This window comes from Ruegeria sp. (genome assembly GCF_028066395.1).
GTDB lineage: Bacteria > Pseudomonadota > Alphaproteobacteria > Rhodobacterales > Rhodobacteraceae > Ruegeria.
Map to the genome: position 1 here is coordinate 1 of NZ_JALCBM010000013.1, position 15,794 is coordinate 15,794.

Sequence of the window (15,794 nt, forward strand, 5' to 3'; positions counted from 1 at the left end):
ACTATGCGCTGATTTTCGGCAATTGGGGCGCACCCGAACTGGGTGTGACCGGTGCCGCGATTGCCTCTGTCGTCACCCAGCTTGTGTCGCTGGTGGCGGTGGTGATTTACGCCGTGCGGGCAGAACCCGAACACAGGCTGTTCCAGCGCTTCTGGCGCCCGGATTGGGAGATGCTTTTGCGCGTCCTGCGTCTGGGCGTGCCGATCGGGCTGACCACCTTGGCCGAGGTCACCTTGTTTGCCGCGTCGACCGTCTTGATGGGTTGGCTGGGACAGGTGCCGCTGGCGGCCCACGGGATTGCCATGAACCTGACGTCAGCAACATTCATGGTACATATCGGTCTGTCCAATGTGGCGACGATCCGGGCAGGCAATGCGTTGGGCCGGAGGGATCGGGCGCATCTTGAAAAAGGGGCGATTGCGGTGACGGTGATGTCTTTGGTGACATCGGTGCTGACCATCATCCTGTTCCTGACCTGCGCCGAGCCGCTGATTTCCCTGTTCATGGAGCCCGACGACCCGCAGCGCGGGCAGATTCTGGCGATTGGCACGGGTCTGCTGGCCGTGGCGGCGCTGTTCCAACTGGTCGATGGCGCTCAGGTCATCGCGCTGGGGCTGTTGCGCGGGTTGCAGGACGCAAAGGTTCCGATGATGATCGCCGCGCTCAGCTATTGGGTTGTTGGCGTGCCGGCCTCGTATTTCTTCGGTTTTGTACAGGGGATGGAGGGGATTGGCGTCTGGCTGGGTCTGGTGCTGGGTCTGGCCTGTGCCGGGGTTCTGCTGTTGGCGCGGTTCTGGCTGCGGTCAGTGCGCAAAGTCGGGGTTCCGGCAGAGTAAACGCCTAGTTTTTGCTCAGCCGATCCGCCTTTTTGCGCACCAGGACCGAGCGCAGATCGTGCATCGCCATCAACAGCCGGTCGGTTACATCGTCCAGCTGTGCGTCACTGGCCTTGGACTGCGCCCATTGCGTGGTCAGGTTCAGATGATCCACCGCGCGGTGGATATCGTCGATATCCCGTTGCGCCAGCAGCGCCTGCCGTGCCTCCATCCAGCGCTGGATTTCGGCCGTGTCACCATCGGACAGCGCGCGCTGCCCCTGCGGTTTGACCTCGCCATTGCGGATGTTGATGACGGCGATCTGTTCCATCTCGATGCGCTGGTGGCGGTTTTCCGTGTCGATCCTGAACACAACAGCCCCGTTCTCGCGTATACGAAAATAGTATTCGGGCAGGGCTGTGGTCATGGTGTCCTCCGGGTTCAGGTCAGGGCAGCGCAGAAGTTCTGGATGCGGGTGCAGGCTTCTTTCAACGCCTCGTCCGAGGTCGCATAGCTGACCCGGAAGTTCGGCGATAGGCCAAAGGCCGCGCCGAAGACGATGGCCACGTCGGCCTCTTCCAGCAGGGCATTGGCGAAGGCTTCGTCCGAGGCGATGACCGTCCCAGAGGGTGTCGTTTTGCCGATCAGCCCCGCGATTGAAGGATAGACATAAAACGCGCCTTCGGGCGTTGGGCACGAGATGCCGTCGATTTCGTTCAGCATCCCAACCACCAGATCGCGGCGACGCTTGAAGAGTTCGGCATTGGGGGCCAGGAAATCCTGTGTTCCGTTCAGCGCCTCGACCGCGGCCCACTGACTGACCGTGCAGGGGTTCGAGGTTGATTGCGACTGCACTTTGCGCATGGCCGCAATGATCTCGACCGGGCCGGCCGCGTAACCGATGCGCCAGCCGGTCATGGCATAGGCTTTCGACACGCCATTGCAGGTCAGCGTGCGGTCATAAAGCCCGGGCTCGACCTCGGCCGGGGTGCAGAATTCGAACCCGTCATAGGCCAGATGTTCATACATGTCGTCGGACATGATCCAGACATGGGGGTGACGCATCAGCACATCGGTCAGCGCCTTCAACTCGGCCCGGCTATAGCCCGCGCCGGTCGGGTTCGAGGGCGAATTGAAGATGAACCACTTGGTCTTGGGCGTGATCGCGGCCTCAAGCTGGTCGGCGGTCAGTTTGAAGCTGTTGTCCAGCGTGGTTTCCACCACAACCGGCGTGCCGCCCGCCAGCAGCACCATGTCGGGATAGCTGACCCAATAGGGCGCAGGGATGATCACCTCATCTCCTTCGTTCAAAGTCGCCATCAGCGCATTATACAGCGTCTGCTTGCCCCCCGTACCGACCGAGATCTGGGCAGGCGTATAATCCAGCCCGTGATCGCGCTTCATCTTGGCGCAGGCGGCCTGTTTCAGCTCGGGGATACCATCGGGGGCGGTGTATTTCGTCTTACCCGCCGCGATGGCGGCGACAGCGGCGTCCTTGATGTTCTGCGGCGTGTCGAAATCGGGCTCACCCGCGCTCAGCCCGATGACGTCGCGCCCGGCGGCCTTCATCTCGGCGGCTTTCGCGGTCATGGCTATGGTGGGGGAAGGTTTGACGCGCGACAATGTCGCAGACAGGAAGGTCATGGCTGCCTCGGTTTGTATGTTGGTCCCGACTGTCATAGGGTGCGCCCGAACGCGGATCAAGTGATACGCATATGCAGGCGCAGGAGACCCCGATGAACGACGAAACGGACTGGTTCGGACCCGAGGCCGCGACATTCGGAGATCGCGTCGCGGGCGCGCGCGAGGCGGCCGGGATGACCCAGTCGCAACTGGCCCGGCGGCTGGGGGTCAAGAAAGCCACCATCGTCGCATGGGAAGACGACCTGTCCGAGCCGCGCGCAAACCGTTTGTCGATGATGGCCGGGATGCTCAACGTCTCGATCATGTGGCTGATCACGGGCGAGGGCGAAGGCATGGATGCCCCCACCGCCCCGGGTGAGATGGACAGCGAACTGGTGTCGCTGGTCGCCGAAATCCGCTCGATCCGGGGCGAGATGCGATCCAGCGCGGAACGGCTGGCGCGGGTGGAAAAAGTGCTGCGTCAGAAGCTGGAGCAACCGGAATGACCGAACCGCGCGAAGTGCGGATCAGGCGTATGAAGATGCGGTCGATGCGGCGCGGGATCAAGGAAATGGACCTGATCCTGTCGTCCTATGCGGATCGCAATCTCGATCGTATGGAACCGGTCGAGTTGGATACCTATGACGCGTTGCTGCATGAAAACGATCAGGACCTGTATCAATGGGTCACCGGTCAGGTGCCCGCGCCTGATCCGTTTGCGGCGTTGATCGCGGATATCGCGCAAACCTTTCAAAAATAGCTTAAAATCCGGCTTAACCGATTTTTCGGGATTTCGCGTCATCGTGCCCAGAACGACGCGAGTGAATCGGAGGATCGTATGAGTATGGAAATGCAGGCCTCCGCCCAGGGGACCAAGGGGTTCATGTCCAGCTATCTTGAGGCGCTGGCGCTGGTCGAGCGTCTGCACCGGCTGCTGCTGGATGTCATCAAGGACGAATTTGAACGGGTCGGCGTGCTGGAGATCAACGCCGTTCAGGCGCTGCTGCTGTTCAATATCGGCGATCACGAAGTGACAGCGGGTGAGTTGAAAAGCCGTGGCTACTATCAGGGCAGCAATGTCAGTTACAACCTCAAGAAACTGGTTGAGATGGGCTATATGCACCATCAGAGGTGTGAGATCGACCGCCGCTCAGTCCGGGTTCGGTTGACGCCGCGCGGGCGCGAGATACGGGATATCGTCTCGGACCTGTTCGCCCGCCATGCCGAGGGGTTGCAGGGCCGGGGCGTGCTGGGTCTGGACGGGATCGAGGATATCACCGGATCATTGCGCCGGGTGGAACGGTATTGGACCGATCAGATCCGATATATCTACTGATTTTCACCGCGTTTGCGGGGACAGTTCGGACAGGATCAACCCCTCCAGTTCCTTGATCAGCTTGCGGGTCATGGCGTCCTCATAGGCATCAAACCCCAGCGCGACTTCGACAAAGGCGCCGGGGCCCCGGATGACCCAGGCGTTGTAATAGGCGGACAGCTCTCCGATCTGAACTTGGCGTTCATCGTCTGCCGAAGGGTCGTCGGCACCGATCACCAGCCCGTTGATGGTGATGCCCGAACGGATGAGGTCGTGTTTGACGTCGCGCGGGTGTGGGCCCAGATTGTGCTTGCCATCACCGGACAGGTCCAGCGTGCGCTTCCAGCATTCGGGTTGACGGGCCAGCAGGTCTGCGCCGAACCGCATGGCCGAACCGACCGCAGTGCCTTGTGGGGCGGGTGACCGGTTCACCGCGCTCAATCGCTGCGCAATCCCTTGCAGGTCAGCTGCCGAGAGGATTTCGATCCAATCCAGAAGCAGGCGCTGATGGTCGGTTTCACTCCATTCATAGACCGCAAGACGGATCGGGGCGTCCGGGTTCGACAGGATCAGTTGCTGCACGGTGGGGCGCAAGAGCGCACGCGCCAGCCCATCCAGTTGCAGCCGGTATTCGCGATGATCGACCGAGCCGGACACATCCAGCCCCAGCGCAAGTGCCTGCCGACAATTCGCCCCGACCGGGCTGGCCAACAGCGCAAACAGCAGGCCCAGCAGGCGAATCATTCCGAGGTTCCCGGCGCGGCGGTGCTCAGTTCCACCCCTTTCAACTCGCGTTCCAGTTTGCGGCGCATGGCGCGTTCGAAATCTTCGAATCCTTGCGCGATTTCCAGAAACGCGCCGGGGCCGTGCAGGACGTTGTTTTCGAAGAAGGGGATCAGGAACAGCTCTCCTTCGAAATCGGCGGCGTTGATGACCAGCCCGTTGACCACCGTGTTTTCAAAGGGAAAATGCTTGTAGGCTAAATCCGGGCCATAGCCGTCATTGTTTGTCCCATCCCCCGACAGATCGATGGTCTGAAACAGGCAGCGCGGGGCCTGCTGCATCAACGAGGCACCAAATGCCAGCGCATGACCCATGGCCGTTGCTGACCCGCTGTCGGACCGGATGGATTGCTGAACGGTGGTGGCCGCCAGCAACAGGTCGGCCTCGGTCTCGATCATCGTCCAGTCCAGGATGAGGTGCTGCGCGGTCCGGCCGCTCCATTCATATACAGCCAGGGCAACAGGCAGCGGAGAGGAAAAGAACGCCTCCTGAACCTCGGGCGCGATCAGGGCCGCGGCCAGCCCCTGCCGCTGCAGGATGTCCTCTGCCTCATCGACCGACACCGAAATATCCAGCGCCAGAGCCAGCGCCAGACGGCACTGCTCGGCTGCGGCGGGGCCGGCCAGAACGGCCAGCCCCAAGGCAAGGGCCCGGCAGATCACCAGTGCCCAGTGCTTTCCATGCTGGCCCAGGGTTCGGCCGGTTCCAGCGCCTGACCGTTCTGCAACAGCTCGACCGAGATATTGTCGGGTGAGCGCACAAAGGCCATGCGCCCGTCGCGCGGCGGGCGGTTGATCACCACGCCATTGTCCTGAAGGTGCTGACAGACCTCGTAAATATTGTCGACGCCATACGCGAGATGCCCGAAATGGCGGCTGTCATCAGGCAGCCCGTTATCGCCATCCCAGTTATAGGTCAGCTCGATCGGTGCGTCCTCTTGTCCCGGAGGGGCCAGGAAAATCAGCGTGAACCGGGCGGATTCATTCTCGTACCGGCGGGTTTCCTTCAGGCCCAGAAGTTCATAGAACGCCATGGATTTCTCCAGATCCTTCACGCGGACCATGGTGTGAAGATATGTCAGCGCCATCGCGGCTTCCCCTGCATTGGTTGTGATGGTCTGCAGATTAGCGCGCCGGTTCCCCAAGTCGAGGGGCCACAGGGACACAATTCCGGATTCGCGCCAAAAGCCGCACATGTGGCGGTTCCGGTGTCGCCGTCCCCGATATATAGTGGGACGCGACTCAGTGCAGGAAAGGATCATTTCATGCCGCTATCCGCCGACCAACTGGCCGAGATCGACGCGCAACGTGCCCAGTCTCACCCGACCCGCCGCGTTGTTGCCGAAGGTATGGAAGATCATCTGTACACCGCGCATCAGGTGCTGGATCACGGCTTTGTCCGGGTGATCGACTATATGGGCGACGATGCCGCGATCTGTCAGGCGGCGCGGGTGTCCTATGGCAAGGGCACCAAATCGGTGCAGAATGACGAGGGCCTGATCCGTTATCTGATGCGCCACTGGCATTCCACCCCGTTCGAGATGTGCGAGATCAAGCTGCATGTCAAACTGCCGGTCTTTGTGGCCCGCCAGTGGATTCGCCACCGGACCGCGAATGTGAACGAATACTCGGCCCGCTATTCGATTCTGGACCGCGAATTCTACATCCCCGCGCCAGAACATGTGGCCGCCCAGTCCGAGATCAACAATCAGGGCCGAGGCGACGCGCTGCAGGGGGAAGAGGCCGCGCGCGTGCTGGAGATCCTCAAGGCCGACAGCGCCCGGTGCTATGACAATTACGAGGCGATGATTGGTCAGGACGGCCAGCAGGGTTTGGCGCGTGAACTGGCGCGGATGAACCTGCCCGCCAATATCTACACGCAATGGTATTGGAAGGTGGACCTGCACAACCTGTTCCACTTCCTGCGTCTGCGCGCCGATCCGCATGCGCAATACGAAATCCGCGTCTACGCCGAAACCATGTGCAAGATCGTGGCCGACTGGGTGCCCTTCGCCTATCGCGCGTTCGAAGATTACCGTCTGGGTGCGGTGAACCTGTCGGCGCAGATGGTGACCTGCTTGCGCCGGATGCTGGCGGGCGAGGCGGTGACGCAGGAAAACTCGGGCTTGACCGCGCGCGAATGGCGCGAATTTCAGGATGTGATCAAGGACGGATGAGTGTCCAACAGAAGATACACCCGGCGCCAGCGAGCCTCGCGCCGAAACAGGCCCTGCGTTCAGGAAAACCCTGACGGGGGTAAAGCGGTCAACGGCCGATAATTGGCCGTTAACCTTCTTGGACTTGTCCCACCTTTGGCGAGATCAGTTTTACAATGGCTTCAAATCAGCTGCCATTTGGCGACCGTCACGCCCGTCCTGCAGCTCGTACGAGACTTTCTGATTATCAGCGAGCCCGGTCAGACCGGATCGTTCCACGGCTGAGATATGAACAAACACGTCCTTGCCGCCTTCGTCGGGTGCGATAAACCCATAGCCTTTGGTTGTATTAAACCATTTCACGGTGCCGGTTGGCATTTCCCGTGTCTCCTTCCTACTTACACGTCATCCCCCGAAATTGCCGGGGACAGTGGCTGGCGCAACCGCAACGCATCACTGTTCGCCCAAACGAGACGGCCCGAATTGCGTGTTTCGCCTTTTTCAACATTGCACGGTGAAGTAAAAAATCAAGAATAACCGGGGTAAGCTTTTCAATTTGCCCGATATTACATCAGACACAGGATCAGCCCGACCATGCGCCTTTTTGGTTTGAAAAACTGCGACACCTGCCGCAAGGCATTGAAATCCCTTCCAAATGCCGAACTGGTTGATGTTCGCGCCCAAGGTGTGCCCGGCCCGTTGATGTCGGCGGCGTATGAGAAATTCGGCAAAGCCTTGCTCAATACCCGCTCCACAACTTGGCGTGAACTGGACGAAAATCAGCGCACGCGCCCCGCGCTAGAGCTGTTGGCGGACCATCCGACCCTGATGAAACGCCCGCTGATCGAAGATGACGGCACCCTGTTTCTGGGCTGGACCGAGGAAACCCGTCAGGGTCTTGGTGTCGCCTGAGCCAGCACATATGTGACATCTGCAACTGCGGAGACGAATGAATGCGAAACGCTGCAATGATATTGGGCGTCATCGCCGGGATGATCGGCATGATGGTCGGTTTTGTCGGCTATGGCTTTGTGGAACTGATCGACCAGTTTGGCGAAATCGACGGGATTGCCGAACAGGTGGACAACCCGGAACTGGTGCAGTCGGCCTCGATCCTGGCGCCGTTGCTGGCGATTGCCGGTGGCGCGATGGCCCATGCGCGGGCTTTGATCGGGGGCATCATGCTGCTGCTGTCAGCGGCGGGGATGTATTTCGCCTTTGGCTTTGGCGTCTTCACCATGTTCCCGATTGCTTTTGCCGGGGTGGCGGGGGTCCTTGGGCTGGCCGCGGGAAAACCGGACGAGCCCAAGGCGCATTTCTAAAGCGCTTTGCCTGTAACGGCGCTGGATCAAGTTACTTAAGGCGCAGCAACCGGTCGAGCGAGAGCGGGCCCGCGCCGTTGATCACCATCACCAGAAACAGGAAGGTCCACATCACGCGCTGGTCCATCAGGGATGGGGCGGCGTCAAACAGGCTGCCCAGTTTCACCCCATGACCGGCGACGTCAACCAGTGTTTGAACCCAGACAAAGCCGATCATGGCGACAGCGGCCAACCGGGTCAGCAAGCCGACCAGCAGCAGGGCGGGCAGTACAAACTCGGCTACGGTGCCAAAGAAGATGACGATGCGCTGGAAAAAGGTCATCTGGGTGACGTCCCACAGCACGGCCTCGGCGGCTTTGGGGAAGATCTGGCCGAATGCCCCGCTTGAGGGTGAGAAGATCGATCCGTCGATCTTCAGCATGGCCGAGTTCCAGTAGTAGACCAGCAGGACAGCGATAAAGACCAAGCGGGCCAATGTGGGCGTCAACCAGCCCGAGGCGTGATCCACCTTTTCCATGGAAGCGTTGTAAGTTGAGATCAGGGCAGTCATGTGTCCAGCCTTTCGATAGTCACGGAAGTAATCGCACCGCCCTGTAACAGCAGTGCGAGGGTGGTTCCCAGGTCAAATTCGGGGGTCTCGGCGGCGGTCGCCTCGAATGCTGCGCCAATGGTTTGCCCGTCCTGAATCCGGGCGATCCAGTCGGCACCGCCTGCGGGCAGCAGATGCGGGGCGGGGTCGTATTCCGGGCGGGTGATCAGGACATCCTGCGCACCTGCCTGCGGTTTGGGCGCATCGGCTTGCGAATTGTACTGCCAGATCGCAAAGATCGGCCAGTCGGACCGCAGCACCTGCACCGCCGGGGCCAGGGTCAGTTTCGCGGCCATCAGATCTTCGGGCGCAATGGCCAGCGCGTCGGGTTCGATTGGGTGGCCATCGGCGGCGTGATAGGCGCGGCGCAGCGCCAGTTCCAGCCGGGCGATATCTGCCAGATAGCCCAGATGCGAAAGCTGCTCCATCCCGGCCAGAAAACCGGGGAAGTCTTCGCCGTAGAACATCATCAACGGGGACGAGGGCGGGTGCTGGCGCAGGAAGATGCCCGCCAGACCGTCCATATTCTGTGGCCCCAGCAGTTTGGTGATCACCGGGAAGGCCTGATGCATCGCCTCGGTCAACGAGACGGCCACGTTGTTGCGGTAAACGCTGAACCGACGCCCGGCGGGGGCGGCATTGGCATCCTGCAAACCGTCTGGCACAGGGCGGCTGGCATCCAGCAGGGCCGAGTGGAAACTGGTTTGCGACACGCTCATGCGGGGACCCGGTCCAATGCGGTCTGCGCCCGTTCAGCCTCGGCCCGTAGCACCGGCCAGTCGGGCACATCGGTGTCCCATTCGACCAGCAGCGGTTTGGGGCCGGACTGTTCCAGAACGTAGTCCAGCAGGGCCCAGACCGGATCGACCACCTCGCGCCCATGGCTGTCGATCAGCAGGGGGCGGCCGTGGTCGTCTTCGTCTTCGTCATGGCCGCCGAGGTGAATCTCACCCACCTGTTCCAGCGGATAGGCGTCGATATAACCTTGCGGCGAGAAATCCAGATTGGTGGCCGAGACAAAGACGTTGTTCACATCCAGCAGCAGCCCGCAGCCGGTGCGCCGGGCAATCTCGCTCAGGAAATCGGGCTCGGACCAGGTGCTTTCCTCAAAGGCCAGATAGCTGGAGGGGTTTTCCAGCAGCATTTGGCGCCCGACCACCTCTTGCACCTGATCGATATGATCGCAGACGCGGGTCAGCGTGGCGTCGGTATAGGGCAGGGGCAGCAGGTCGTTCAGGAAATGGCTGTCATGGGTCGACCAGGCCAGATGTTCGGAAAAACTGGCCGGGTTCAGCCAGCCGACCAGATGTTTCAGTCGGGCCAGATGATCGGTATCCAGCGGGGTTTCGCCGCCGATGGACAGGCCAACGCCGTGGACCGAGATGGGAAACTGTTCGGACAAATGGCGCAGCTGCGCCAGCGGGCGACCACCGTCGCCCATGTAATTCTCGGCGTGAATTTCCAGCCACGCCACCGGTTTTGCGTGTTCGAGAATCTGTGAAAAATGCTGCGGTTTATATCCGACACCCGGCGCGGCGGGCAGGCGGTTTGACCTTAATGCATCATCCAACATCAGCGCGTTCCCTGATCACGATGAAAAGGGCGGGCGATAGTGCCCGCCCCCAAACGTCTTCGGTTATGTGGCCTTATGCCGGCAGGTCGCGGTCTTGCTCTTCCAGCGAGCCCTGGCGCGGTGTGCCATCTGCCTGTGCCGGCAGTTCGATATCGGCGCAGGTGCCGGCATCGACCAGCGTCCATGCGTTGCCCTGATAATCGACGGTCGAGGTGCCCGCGCAGGTGGTGCCGGGGCCTGCGGCGCAGTCATTCTGACCGGCCAGCGAAACGCCGTAGCACTTTTCTTTGGCTTGGGCCGACGCGGTGGTGGCTGCGCCCGATACGGCGGCGGCAACTGCGGTTGCGATGACCAGTGATTTTGCGGTGTTCGACATCTCGGTAATCCTCTTGATGACTGGGTATGTCTGCTTGTGACAATGACAAAGGTAGTGGCTTCGGGGCCAGAGTTGAATTCACGAGCCCGTGTCTCACGAGCGCGTCAGGGGTAGTCATGCCATCTTGCGCATTAACAAACTGTTTTTGAAGCGGAAAATTGGAAATGTTTCAATCCGGCCCCGCATTTGGGGCCGGATTCGAGGCGAATTGACGCCGATTGTTACAGCAGGTCCGGCGGGGTCGCGGCCTTGGACAGCTCATTTGTTACAGCCTCAAGCGATTGAACCTGCGTCTGTTTTTCGCCAAGGCGGCGAACGCTGACGGTCCGCTCTTCCACTTCGCGGTGACCGACGGCCAAAATGACCGGCACTTTGCCCAGCGAATGTTCGCGGACCTTGTAGTTGATTTTCTCGTTGCGGATATCCGCCTCGGCCCGAACACCTGCGGCTTTGAGGGTTTCAACCACTTCCATCACGTAGTCATCTGCCTCCGAGGTGATCGAGGCGACAACGACCTGACGCGGGGCCAGCCAGAAGGGCAGCTTGCCTTCCCAGTTTTCGATCAGAATACCGATGAAACGCTCGAACGAGCCCAGGCAGGCCCGGTGCAGCATATAAGGGCGATGTTTGTCGCCATCGGCCGCAACATAGCTGGCGCCCAACCGTTCCGGCAGGTTGGGGTCGACCTGGAAGGTACCGCATTGCCAGACCCGCCCAATCGCGTCGGTCAGGTAGAAATCCAGTTTGGGGCCGTAAAACGCACCGTCGCCCGGCTCTAACGTATAGTCGCGCCCAACGGCCTTGATTGCGTTTTCCAGCGCGCCTTCGACGTAATCCCAGCTTTCGTCCGTGCCCACGCGTTTTTCCGGGCGTGTGGCAAAGCGGATTTCGAAATCTTCAAAGCCCAGTTCGCGATAGACATCGGCGAGAAAGTCGATGAAACGCGCGCATTCTTCCTGAATCTGATCTTCGGTACAGAAGATATGGGCGTCGTCTTGGGTGAACCCGCGCACACGCATGATGCCATGCAACGCGCCCGAAGGTTCGAAGCGTGAGCACGACCCAAACTCGGCCAGCCGCAGCGGCAGATCACGATAGCTCTTGAGCCCTTGATTGAAGACCTGCACATGGCAGGGGCAATTCATTGGCTTGAGGGCGTTGATCCGTGTCTGGTCCCTGTTTTTCGAGCTCGCGTCGTCGTTTTCACCATCGCGGCTTTCGTCGACCTCGACCAGGAACATGTGGTGCTGGTACTTCTCCCAATGTCCCGAGGCCTCCCAGAGCTTACGGTCAACGACCTGAGGGGTGTTGATCTCGCGGTAACCGCCCACGCGCTGTTTGCGGCGCATGTAATCCTGCAGCGTGGTGTACACGGTCCAGCCGTTCGGATGCCAGAAAACCTGCCCCGGGGCCTCTTCCTGCATGTGGAACAGGTCCATTTCGCGGCCCAGCTTGCGGTGGTCGCGTTTGGCGGCCTCTTCCAGCATATGCAGGTGGGCTTTCAGCTTTTCCTTGCCGGTGAAGGCCACGCCATAGATGCGTTGCAGCATCTGGCGGGAACTGTCGCCGCGCCAATAGGCACCGGCGATGGACATCAGTTTGAACGCATCGCCCGGAACCTGACCGGTATGCTGCAGATGGGGTCCTCGGCACAGGTCCTGCCAGTCGCCATGCCAATACATGCGCAGGGACTCATCCCCGGGGATGGCGTCGATCAGTTCGACCTTATAGGGCTCGTTATTTTCGGTGTAGAAATCGATCGCGCGCTGGCGGTCCCAGACCTCGGTGGTGACCGCATCGCGTTTATTGATGATTTCCTTCATCTTTTTCTCGATCTGGCCGAGGTCTTCGGGCGTGAACGGTTCAGCCCGGTCAAAGTCGTAATACCAGCCGTTTTCGATGACGGGGCCGATGGTGACCTTGGTGTCGGGCCAGATTTCCTGCACCGCGCGCGCCATGATATGCGCCAGATCGTGGCGGATCAGTTCGTTGGCCTGAACCTCGTCCTTCATCGTATGGATGGCGATTTGTGCGTCGGATTCGATGGGCCATTGCAGGTCCCAATGCTGGCCGTTCACCGTGGCCGAGATGGCCTTTTTCGCCAGCGAGGTTGAGATGTCGGCAGCGACCTGCGCGGGCGTGACGCCTGCGTCATAGGATCGTGCATTGCCATCGGGGAAGGTAAGAGAGACGGATTGAGAATCCAGGGCCATATCGGCTCTCCTCGTCGGTTTGGCGCCCACTGAACGCCCGGTTGCGGGTTATATGTGTTCGGCTCATGTGGCAGGCGTGCGCGCGTGTGTCAAGGGGCGGAGCGAGGGGCCAGCCCCTCGCGCTCCCCGGGATATTTTTGGCCAGATGAAGGGGGAATCCGGGAATTGCACTTGGGGGCGGGGCGTGCATGATGCTGAAAAAGAAGTGAGGATTTTATGGCAGCAACGGATTTTTTGGAGACGGCGCAGAGGCGGCGGTTGGCATATCACAAAAGCGACGGTGCGGGACCGACGATTGTGTTTCTGGGCGGGCTCAAGTCGGATATGGAGGGCACCAAGGCGGTGCATCTGGAAGCCTGGGCGCAGGCGCGCAGGCAGGGGTTTTTGCGGTTCGACTACTCGGGCCATGGTGAGAGTTCAGGGGCCTTTACCGATGGCTGCATCGGGGATTGGCACGAGGATACTTTGGCAGCTGTGTCCGCGTTGACCGAGGGGCCGTTGATCGTTGTGGGCTCGTCCATGGGTGGATGGCAGTCGCTGTTACTGGCGCGGGAGATGCCGGGGCGGATTGCCGGTATGGTCACGATTGCCGCGGCCCCGGATTTTACCGAGGACGGGTATTGGGCCTCATTCAGTGAGGAACAGAAGGCTGCGTTGGAGGGCGTGGGGCATGTGGAGCTGCCTTCGGATTACATGGAGCCTTATGTCATCACCAAGCGGATGATCGAAGATGGGCGACAGCGTCTGGTGCTGCGTGTGCCGTTGGATTTGCCTTTTCCGGTGCGGTTCCTGCAGGGCACGGCAGATACGGCGGTGAGCGTTGAGACCGCGGTGCGGTTGCTGGAACATGCCTCGGGCCCCGATATGCGTCTGTTGCTGGTCAAGGATGCCGATCATCGTTTCTCGGACGGGCCGTGTCTGGGGATGATTGAACAGGCGGTTCTGGACGTTATGGGACAGGGCTGATGCGGCGTTTCGGATGGGTTTTGGGCCGGGTTCTGCTGGGTCTCGTCGCGATTGGGGCGCTGGTTTACTGGTTCGGGCCGCGCGAGCAGGTGGATCTGAACCCGCGTTTCGATCCGCGCAAGTTTGGCGAAGGGGTGCAGGTTTATTTTGAAAGCACTGAAGCTGCTTTTGACGACATTGTGCCCGGCGTTGAAAAGCGGGTGGTCTGGCGGGATGGGTTCGAGGAACAGCGTACGCCTTATTCGGTGCTGTACGTCCACGGGTTCTCTGCCTCTTCCGAGGAAATTCGCCCGGTGCCCGATCTGATCGCCGAGGCGTTGGGGGCAAATCTGGTCTATACCCGCCTGCAGGGGCACGGGCGCGATGGCGCGGCCATGGGGCAGGCGACCGCGACCGGTTGGATGCAGGATATGGCCGAAGGCCTGGCCGCCGCGCGTGCTGTCGGGGATCGGGTGATCGTGATATCGACCTCGACCGGCGGAACCTTGTCTGCGGCGGCGGCGCTGGACCTGGACCTGAGTGCGGATGTGGCCGCGATGATCTTTGTGTCGCCAAATTTCGGGGTCAACACAGCGGCGGCGTGGGTGCCGTCTCTGCCCTGGGCACGGGACTGGTTGCCGCTGGTGATGGGGGCCGAGCGTGATGTGTCCAGCCCCGATCCCGAGAAGAACACATATTGGACGACGGTGTATCCGTGGGAGGCCGTAGTGCCGATGTCGGTGTTGGTTGACACGGTCTATGCGCTTGATTTTTCAGGCGCGCGTGTACCGGCGCTGTTCTGGTTCTCGGACGACGATCAGGTGGTGCGTCCGGATCGGACCCATATTGTGGCCGCAGATTGGGGCGGGCCTGCCACGGTCAATCTGGTGACCATGGGGCCGGGGGACGATCCCTCATCGCATGTTGTTGCGGGGCGGTTGATGTCGCCGGGACAGACCGATGCGACCGTGGCCGGGGTTCTGGCGTGGCTGAAAGAGCAGGGGATTGAGTGATGGAACAACGTGCCAGCCTGATCACTGTTGGTGTGGACGATCCCGAGGCAGCGGCAAGTTTCTATGAAGCGCTGGGCTGGCGACGTGCTGACAGCCCGGACGGGGTCATTGCCTTTGATCTGATCGGTCAGACGCTGGGCCTTTATCCTCTTGCCGCGCTGGCTGATGAGATCGGCGTTGATGTCAGCACGTTGGGCCGCGGTGCAATGACACTCAGCCACAATTGCCGCACCAAGGAAGAGGTGGCGGACGTTTTGAACAAGGCTCGTGATGCGGGGGCGGAGGTGTTGAAGCCGGCCTCGGACGTGTTTTGGGGCGGGCATCACGGCTATTTCCGCGCGCCCGACGGCACGATCTGGGAGGTGGCGTTCAATCCGTTCTCGAATCTCCGCGAAGATGGGGCGTTCCGCTGGAACGGGTATTGAGGGATGCGCAAACCAGGCAGTATGTGGAGCCTTGAGACGTTGGGCCGGGTGCGCCTGTCGCGGCATTTCTACATGCGTGATTTTCTCTATTCCGAGATCGGCAATTTCCACGCGCGTCAGAATATCCCGGACAATCCCGATCTGGCGATCGAGACAGGGCGGGCGTTTTGTGAAACCCTGCTGGACCCGTTGGAGGAGACCTTTGGACGGGTGGCAGTGCGGTCGGGCTATCGCTCGCCTTCGTTGAACCGGTTCGGGAATGAGAACAAGCTGAACTGTGCCCGCAATGATCATCCGCTGGAGTGCCATATCTGGGATCGCGGAATCGGGGACGAACGGATTGCCGGGGCCTCGGTCGTGATCCCTTGGTTTGCGGATCGGTACGCCGAGGGGCGTGATTGGCGCGATCTGGCGTGGTGGATGCATGATCATCTGGACTATTCCGAGATCTGGTTTTTCCCCAAGCTCTGCGCCTTCAATCTGGTCTGGCGGCCCAAACCGCTGCGGCGGATCGACAGCTATATCGCGCCGCGTGGCTGCCTACTACGCCCCGGGGCCGAGCCCGAAGAAAACCTGTCCGAACGGCAGGCGAGATATGCGGATTTTCCGGGTTTTCGCGCGATCAGATATCCGTGAGGGATTGGCGG

Annotated in this window: 22 protein-coding genes; 11 read left to right on the forward strand and 11 right to left on the reverse strand. The window is 60.7% G+C overall.

All coding sequences use genetic code 11. The features are described from left to right. Positions 1 to 836, forward strand: an 836-nt coding sequence (locus MPJ51_RS06165) for an MATE family efflux transporter (protein WP_298383309.1), incomplete at its 5' end; no start/stop codon positions are given. Positions 837 to 840: 4 nt separating this feature from the next. On the opposite strand, the gene MPJ51_RS06170 is transcribed toward MPJ51_RS06165, so the two are convergent. Beyond that, entirely contained in the window at positions 841 to 1,242 is a 402-nt protein-coding gene (locus MPJ51_RS06170) for a hypothetical protein (protein WP_298383312.1), read from the reverse strand. Positions 1,243 to 1,256: 14 nt separating this feature from the next. Next, positions 1,257 to 2,459 carry a pyridoxal phosphate-dependent aminotransferase gene (locus MPJ51_RS06175; RefSeq protein WP_298383506.1) on the reverse strand — a complete coding sequence of 401 codons (1,203 nt, stop codon included), beginning with the start codon at positions 2,457 to 2,459 and terminating at the stop codon, positions 1,257 to 1,259. Positions 2,460 to 2,551: 92 nt separating this feature from the next. Between MPJ51_RS06175 and MPJ51_RS06180 the strand changes: the two genes are divergently transcribed. The 3 genes from MPJ51_RS06180 (at position 2,552) to MPJ51_RS06190 (ending at position 3,774) form a co-directional block, all read left to right on the forward strand. Next, positions 2,552 to 2,944, forward strand: a complete 393-nt coding sequence (locus MPJ51_RS06180; protein ID WP_298383315.1) for a helix-turn-helix transcriptional regulator — start codon at positions 2,552 to 2,554, stop codon at positions 2,942 to 2,944. Further along, complete coding sequence (locus MPJ51_RS06185) at positions 2,941 to 3,198, forward strand: succinate dehydrogenase assembly factor 2 (protein ID WP_298383318.1); 258 nt, start codon at positions 2,941 to 2,943, stop codon at positions 3,196 to 3,198. Before MPJ51_RS06180 ends, MPJ51_RS06185 begins: the two co-directional genes overlap by 4 nt. Before the next feature lie 78 nt (positions 3,199 to 3,276). Continuing rightward, a complete protein-coding gene (locus tag MPJ51_RS06190) occupies positions 3,277 to 3,774 on the forward strand; it encodes a winged helix DNA-binding protein (RefSeq protein ID WP_298383320.1) in 498 nt (165 codons plus the stop codon). A 3-nt stretch (positions 3,775 to 3,777) separates the two neighbouring features. Here MPJ51_RS06190 and MPJ51_RS06195 read toward each other — a convergent pair whose 3' ends face one another. The 3 genes from MPJ51_RS06195 to MPJ51_RS06205 are packed head-to-tail and all read right to left on the reverse strand — an operon-like array spanning position 3,778 to position 5,623. After that, positions 3,778 to 4,497 (reverse strand): DUF1194 domain-containing protein, encoded by a 720-nt coding sequence (locus MPJ51_RS06195; protein WP_298383323.1) that lies wholly within the window; start codon positions 4,495 to 4,497, stop codon positions 3,778 to 3,780. Further along, positions 4,494 to 5,195: a DUF1194 domain-containing protein gene (locus MPJ51_RS06200; protein ID WP_298383509.1), complete on the reverse strand. Its 702-nt coding sequence runs from the start codon at positions 5,193 to 5,195 to the stop codon at positions 4,494 to 4,496. Before MPJ51_RS06200 ends, MPJ51_RS06195 begins: the two co-directional genes overlap by 4 nt. Continuing rightward, the gene (locus MPJ51_RS06205) at positions 5,195 to 5,623 is read right to left on the reverse strand and encodes a VOC family protein (protein ID WP_298383327.1); all 429 of its coding nucleotides are present in this window, start codon (positions 5,621 to 5,623) and stop codon (positions 5,195 to 5,197) included. The genes MPJ51_RS06200 and MPJ51_RS06205 overlap by 1 nt, the downstream gene beginning before the upstream one ends. 177 nt (positions 5,624 to 5,800) lie before the next feature. On the opposite strand from MPJ51_RS06205, the gene thyX reads away from it, so the two are divergent. Then, entirely contained in the window at positions 5,801 to 6,712 is a 912-nt protein-coding gene (gene thyX / locus MPJ51_RS06210; protein ID WP_298383330.1) for an FAD-dependent thymidylate synthase, read from the forward strand. A 150-nt stretch (positions 6,713 to 6,862) separates the two neighbouring features. Here thyX and MPJ51_RS06215 read toward each other — a convergent pair whose 3' ends face one another. Next, positions 6,863 to 7,069 (reverse strand): cold-shock protein, encoded by a 207-nt coding sequence (locus MPJ51_RS06215; RefSeq protein WP_008758035.1) that lies wholly within the window; start codon positions 7,067 to 7,069, stop codon positions 6,863 to 6,865. A 216-nt stretch (positions 7,070 to 7,285) separates the two neighbouring features. Here MPJ51_RS06215 and MPJ51_RS06220 point away from each other — a divergent pair, with 216 nt between their 5' ends. Together MPJ51_RS06220 and MPJ51_RS06225 are read left to right on the forward strand one after the other, a co-directional pair. Then, positions 7,286 to 7,603, forward strand: a complete 318-nt coding sequence (locus MPJ51_RS06220) for an ArsC/Spx/MgsR family protein (RefSeq protein ID WP_298383343.1) — start codon at positions 7,286 to 7,288, stop codon at positions 7,601 to 7,603. Positions 7,604 to 7,644: 41 nt separating this feature from the next. Next, entirely contained in the window at positions 7,645 to 8,013 is a 369-nt protein-coding gene (locus MPJ51_RS06225; RefSeq protein ID WP_298383346.1) for a hypothetical protein, read from the forward strand. A 31-nt stretch (positions 8,014 to 8,044) separates the two neighbouring features. Here the strand turns inward: MPJ51_RS06225 and MPJ51_RS06230 are convergent, their stop codons facing one another. The 5 genes from MPJ51_RS06230 to thrS all read right to left on the reverse strand — a co-directional run bounded on the left by MPJ51_RS06230 (position 8,045) and on the right by thrS (position 12,764). Beyond that, positions 8,045 to 8,563 carry a DoxX family membrane protein gene (locus tag MPJ51_RS06230; protein WP_298383349.1) on the reverse strand — a complete coding sequence of 173 codons (519 nt, stop codon included), beginning with the start codon at positions 8,561 to 8,563 and terminating at the stop codon, positions 8,045 to 8,047. Continuing rightward, a complete protein-coding gene (locus tag MPJ51_RS06235) occupies positions 8,560 to 9,321 on the reverse strand; it encodes a DNA-binding domain-containing protein (protein WP_298383353.1) in 762 nt (253 codons plus the stop codon). Before MPJ51_RS06235 ends, MPJ51_RS06230 begins: the two co-directional genes overlap by 4 nt. Next, positions 9,318 to 10,175 carry a DUF692 domain-containing protein gene (locus tag MPJ51_RS06240; protein ID WP_298383355.1) on the reverse strand — a complete coding sequence of 286 codons (858 nt, stop codon included), beginning with the start codon at positions 10,173 to 10,175 and terminating at the stop codon, positions 9,318 to 9,320. The genes MPJ51_RS06235 and MPJ51_RS06240 overlap by 4 nt, the downstream gene beginning before the upstream one ends. Before the next feature lie 73 nt (positions 10,176 to 10,248). Beyond that, positions 10,249 to 10,551: a DUF2282 domain-containing protein gene (locus tag MPJ51_RS06245; protein ID WP_298383358.1), complete on the reverse strand. Its 303-nt coding sequence runs from the start codon at positions 10,549 to 10,551 to the stop codon at positions 10,249 to 10,251. Positions 10,552 to 10,772: 221 nt separating this feature from the next. Beyond that, a complete protein-coding gene (thrS, locus tag MPJ51_RS06250) occupies positions 10,773 to 12,764 on the reverse strand; it encodes a threonine--tRNA ligase (protein WP_298383360.1) in 1,992 nt (663 codons plus the stop codon). Between the two features lie 216 nt (positions 12,765 to 12,980). On the opposite strand from thrS, the gene MPJ51_RS06255 reads away from it, so the two are divergent. Genes MPJ51_RS06255 through MPJ51_RS06270 form a run of 4 tightly spaced genes read left to right on the forward strand, consistent with a single transcriptional unit; the run spans position 12,981 to position 15,783 of the window. Continuing rightward, positions 12,981 to 13,730, forward strand: a complete 750-nt coding sequence (locus MPJ51_RS06255) for an alpha/beta hydrolase (RefSeq protein WP_298383362.1) — start codon at positions 12,981 to 12,983, stop codon at positions 13,728 to 13,730. Then, positions 13,730 to 14,722, forward strand: coding sequence for an alpha/beta hydrolase (locus tag MPJ51_RS06260; protein WP_298383365.1), 993 nt, complete (start codon positions 13,730 to 13,732; stop codon positions 14,720 to 14,722). The genes MPJ51_RS06255 and MPJ51_RS06260 overlap by 1 nt, the downstream gene beginning before the upstream one ends. Further along, positions 14,722 to 15,147 (forward strand): VOC family protein, encoded by a 426-nt coding sequence (locus MPJ51_RS06265; RefSeq protein WP_298383367.1) that lies wholly within the window; start codon positions 14,722 to 14,724, stop codon positions 15,145 to 15,147. Before MPJ51_RS06260 ends, MPJ51_RS06265 begins: the two co-directional genes overlap by 1 nt. A 21-nt stretch (positions 15,148 to 15,168) precedes the next feature. Continuing rightward, positions 15,169 to 15,783, forward strand: coding sequence for a hypothetical protein (locus MPJ51_RS06270; protein ID WP_298383511.1), 615 nt, complete (start codon positions 15,169 to 15,171; stop codon positions 15,781 to 15,783). Positions 15,784 to 15,794: the final 11 nt, after the last annotated feature.

What these genes read in the sequence shown, in the direction of transcription:
- MPJ51_RS06175 (WP_298383506.1), bottom strand. Translation starts at nt 2,459, where the DNA reads ATGACCTTCCTGTCTGCGACATTGTCGCGCGTCAAACCTTCCCCCACC.
- MPJ51_RS06270 (WP_298383511.1), top strand. Translation starts at nt 15,169, where the DNA reads ATGTGGAGCCTTGAGACGTTGGGCCGGGTGCGCCTGTCGCGGCATTTC.
- MPJ51_RS06185 (WP_298383318.1), top strand. Translation starts at nt 2,941, where the DNA reads ATGACCGAACCGCGCGAAGTGCGGATCAGGCGTATGAAGATGCGGTCG.
- MPJ51_RS06240 (WP_298383355.1), bottom strand. Translation starts at nt 10,175, where the DNA reads ATGTTGGATGATGCATTAAGGTCAAACCGCCTGCCCGCCGCGCCGGGT.
- MPJ51_RS06195 (WP_298383323.1), bottom strand. Translation starts at nt 4,497, where the DNA reads ATGATTCGCCTGCTGGGCCTGCTGTTTGCGCTGTTGGCCAGCCCGGTC.
- MPJ51_RS06205 (WP_298383327.1), bottom strand. Translation starts at nt 5,623, where the DNA reads ATGGCGCTGACATATCTTCACACCATGGTCCGCGTGAAGGATCTGGAG.
- MPJ51_RS06170 (WP_298383312.1), bottom strand. Translation starts at nt 1,242, where the DNA reads ATGACCACAGCCCTGCCCGAATACTATTTTCGTATACGCGAGAACGGG.
- MPJ51_RS06220 (WP_298383343.1), top strand. Translation starts at nt 7,286, where the DNA reads ATGCGCCTTTTTGGTTTGAAAAACTGCGACACCTGCCGCAAGGCATTG.
- MPJ51_RS06180 (WP_298383315.1), top strand. Translation starts at nt 2,552, where the DNA reads ATGAACGACGAAACGGACTGGTTCGGACCCGAGGCCGCGACATTCGGA.
- MPJ51_RS06235 (WP_298383353.1), bottom strand. Translation starts at nt 9,321, where the DNA reads ATGAGCGTGTCGCAAACCAGTTTCCACTCGGCCCTGCTGGATGCCAGC.
- MPJ51_RS06225 (WP_298383346.1), top strand. Translation starts at nt 7,645, where the DNA reads ATGCGAAACGCTGCAATGATATTGGGCGTCATCGCCGGGATGATCGGC.
- MPJ51_RS06190 (WP_298383320.1), top strand. Translation starts at nt 3,277, where the DNA reads ATGAGTATGGAAATGCAGGCCTCCGCCCAGGGGACCAAGGGGTTCATG.
- thrS (WP_298383360.1), bottom strand. Translation starts at nt 12,764, where the DNA reads ATGGCCCTGGATTCTCAATCCGTCTCTCTTACCTTCCCCGATGGCAAT.
- MPJ51_RS06215 (WP_008758035.1), bottom strand. Translation starts at nt 7,069, where the DNA reads ATGCCAACCGGCACCGTGAAATGGTTTAATACAACCAAAGGCTATGGG.
- MPJ51_RS06245 (WP_298383358.1), bottom strand. Translation starts at nt 10,551, where the DNA reads ATGTCGAACACCGCAAAATCACTGGTCATCGCAACCGCAGTTGCCGCC.
- MPJ51_RS06230 (WP_298383349.1), bottom strand. Translation starts at nt 8,563, where the DNA reads ATGACTGCCCTGATCTCAACTTACAACGCTTCCATGGAAAAGGTGGAT.
- MPJ51_RS06255 (WP_298383362.1), top strand. Translation starts at nt 12,981, where the DNA reads ATGGCAGCAACGGATTTTTTGGAGACGGCGCAGAGGCGGCGGTTGGCA.
- MPJ51_RS06265 (WP_298383367.1), top strand. Translation starts at nt 14,722, where the DNA reads ATGGAACAACGTGCCAGCCTGATCACTGTTGGTGTGGACGATCCCGAG.
- thyX (WP_298383330.1), top strand. Translation starts at nt 5,801, where the DNA reads ATGCCGCTATCCGCCGACCAACTGGCCGAGATCGACGCGCAACGTGCC.
- MPJ51_RS06260 (WP_298383365.1), top strand. Translation starts at nt 13,730, where the DNA reads ATGCGGCGTTTCGGATGGGTTTTGGGCCGGGTTCTGCTGGGTCTCGTC.